The following is a 2,373-nucleotide window of genomic DNA, read 5'->3' on the forward strand; positions in this document are numbered from 1 at the left end:
AGCGTTTTCCAGCTCAAACAATGCTGCATATTGCTTGGTCAGTGCGTTCTTCGGTTCGCATAGGATCTGAATCAATGCTTCTTCATCAAGCTCAGTCAGTGTTGTTGTTACAGGTAGACGACCAATGAATTCTGGAATGAGGCCGTACTTCACTAAGTCTTCAGGTTCAACTTGAGTAAATAGCTCACCTACCGTCTTCGATTCATTCTTCGAACGAACTTCAGCACCAAAGCCAATACCTGTACCTGTTGCAACACGCTGCTCAATCACCTTGTCTAAGCCAGCAAAAGCACCACCACAAATGAACAGGATCTTAGATGTGTCCACTTGTAGGAATTCTTGCTGAGGATGCTTACGACCACCTTGAGGTGGAACCGATGCAACCGTACCTTCGATAAGTTTTAGTAGCGCCTGCTGAACACCTTCACCAGATACGTCACGCGTAATAGATGGGTTTTCAGCTTTGCGTGAAATCTTATCAATTTCATCAATGTAAACGATGCCGCGTTCCGCTTTAGCTACATCGTAATCACATTTTTGCAGAAGCTTTTGGATGATGTTTTCAACGTCTTCACCTACGTAACCGGCTTCGGTTAGTGTCGTCGCGTCTGCCATTGTAAATGGCACATCCAAGAATCGAGCTAATGTCTCCGCAAGTAGTGTTTTACCGCTACCTGTAGGACCAATTAGAAGGATGTTACTCTTACCAAGCTCCACACCTTCGCTCGTTGTATCACCATTGCGTAAACGCTTGTAGTGGTTATATACCGCAACTGCGAGCACTTTTTTCGCGTAATCTTGCCCGATCACATAGTCATCAAGGTGTTCACGGATCTGTTTTGGCGTTGGTAACGCTTCAGATTCTTTCTTAGGGAGAACATCCTTGATTTCTTCGCGAATAATATCGTTACATAAGTCGACACATTCGTCGCAAATGTACACTGACGGACCTGCGATTAGCTTGCGAACTTCGTGCTGACTTTTGCCGCAGAAAGAACAGTACAGCAATTTACCGCTGCCACTTTCTTTGCTTTTATCTGTCATTCGCTAACCTCTTAGCCTTTACTCTTCATGAATGAGTGTATATCAATTTTTGCCAAAATGCGCTGGCTAATTACTCGCCACGGTGGCTTAACACTGCATCCACGATACCGTATTCCACAGCCTGCTCTGATGACATGAAGTTATCACGATCAGTATCGCGCTCAATGACTTCAAGAGGTTGGCCTGTATGTTCTGCTAACAACTTGTTTAGCTTCTGTTTAATCGTCAGGATTTCCTGAGCATGGATTTGGATATCAGAAGCTTGACCCTGGAAACCACCCAATGGTTGGTGGATCATTACACGAGAGTTAGGCAGTACGTAACGCTTACCTGGCGCACCACCTGCAAGCAGGAAGGCACCCATTGAACATGCTTGACCCATACATACTGTGCTCACATTTGGCTTAATGAACTGCATGGTATCGTAAATAGACATACCAGCTGTTACGCTGCCGCCTGGAGAGTTGATGTATAAGAAAATATCTTTATCTGGATTTTCAGATTCTAGGAAAAGTAGCTGAGCCACGACAAGGTTTGCCATGTGGTCTTCCACTTGACCCGTTAAAAAAATCACGCGCTCTTTCAGCAGACGTGAGTAGATGTCGTAAGAACGTTCGCCTCGGGAAGTTTGTTCAACCACCATTGGTACTAGCGCGTCCATAATTGGCGACATTGCATTTTTTTCTTGGTAGCTCATATTCTTATGTCCCTAAAATAAATGGCCCGGATGATGACTATCATACGGACCATTGTTAGCAGAATAGTTAACGTTAAGTCAACCTTCTACGCAAGATATTGCTTATTAAGCAGCAGGTTGTTGTTGGTTAAGTAGCTCGTTGAAGCCTACTTCTTTCTCAGAAACCTGTGCTTTAGCGATGATCGCGTCGATTGCTTGCTCTTCTAGAGCTACGTTGCGCATGTTGTTCATCATTTCTTCGTTTTGCTCGTAGTAAGCAATAACTTCTGATGGATCTTCGTATGCAGTAGCCATTTCTTCGATTAGCGCTTTAACTTTCTCGTCGTCCGCTTTTAGCTCTTCAGATTTGATTACTTCACCTAGTAGAAGACCAACAACTACGCGACGTTTAGCTTGTTCTTCGAACAGTTCACGTGGAAGCTGAGCAGCAGCTTCTGGGTTACCACCGAAGCGTTGTGCAGCTTGTTGACGTAGAACTTGGATTTCTTGCTCGATAAGCGCTGATGGTACGTTAATGTCGTTTTGCTCAACTAGACCGTCAATCGCTTGCTCTTTGATGCGGTTCTTAACAGCTTGCTTAAGTTCGCGTTCCATGTTCTTACGAACTTCAGCTTTAAGTGCTTCAACACCAC

At 44.5% G+C, this 2,373-nt stretch carries 2 protein-coding genes and 1 pseudogene; all 3 read right to left on the reverse strand.

What is annotated here, in order from left to right:
- Positions 1-1,044 (reverse strand): ATP-dependent protease ATP-binding subunit ClpX (gene clpX, locus IQR33_RS29110; RefSeq protein ID WP_193844272.1); only part of this gene is annotated, 1,044 nt, incomplete at its 3' end.
- Positions 1,045-1,114: 70 nt separating this feature from the next.
- Positions 1,115-1,741, reverse strand: a complete 627-nt coding sequence (gene clpP / locus IQR33_RS29115; protein ID WP_005382347.1) for an ATP-dependent Clp endopeptidase proteolytic subunit ClpP — start codon at positions 1,739-1,741, stop codon at positions 1,115-1,117.
- Between the two features lie 105 nt (positions 1,742-1,846).
- Positions 1,847-2,373, reverse strand: a pseudogene (locus IQR33_RS34820) (trigger factor); the annotation flags it as partial.

The organism is Vibrio sp. OPT46 (assembly GCF_015163535.1).
In the GTDB taxonomy this organism is placed as follows: Bacteria; Pseudomonadota; Gammaproteobacteria; order Enterobacterales; family Vibrionaceae; genus Vibrio; species Vibrio alginolyticus.